The organism is Bradyrhizobium sp. CCBAU 11361 (assembly GCF_028128935.1).
GTDB classification, from domain to species: Bacteria; Pseudomonadota; Alphaproteobacteria; order Rhizobiales; family Xanthobacteraceae; genus Bradyrhizobium; species Bradyrhizobium niftali.
Genome location: NZ_LBJZ01000004.1, coordinates 160,016 through 160,409 on the forward strand (window position 1 = coordinate 160,016; position 394 = coordinate 160,409).

General features: G+C 58.9%; 1 protein-coding gene. It reads left to right on the plus strand.

Translation table 11 applies throughout. The features are described 5' to 3' along the window. Window positions 1–14: 14 nt before the first annotated feature. The coding region (locus tag XI08_RS02330; protein ID WP_271573196.1) for a hypothetical protein at window positions 15–394 on the plus strand (380 nt) is incomplete at its 3' end.

A 394-nucleotide genomic window follows, 5' to 3' on the forward strand; every position in this document is an offset into this window, starting at 1 on the left:
TTGGCTTGAGCAGCATGAGCCAGTCGGCGACGATCGAGGCGGGCGCGACGCTCGAATTGACCGGCGCCGTTTCGGGCGCGATCACCTTCGCCGGCACGACCGGTACCCTGACGTTGGATCATGCCTCACAGTTCACCGGAAAGATCTACGGACTGTCAGGCAACGGAGATCCATCCAGCTCGGATATTCTCGATCTCAAAGATATTTCGTTCGGATCGGCAACCAAGGCCTCATACTCTGGCGGCACAACGGGCGGGGTACTCACCGTCTCGGACGCACAAAACCACATCGCGCAGATCACGCTGGCCGGCGACTACACCCATTCAACGTTCAATCTCTCAAGCGATGGAAACGGCGGCACCCTCGTCATCGATCCGCCAGTTGACGGGTTTAA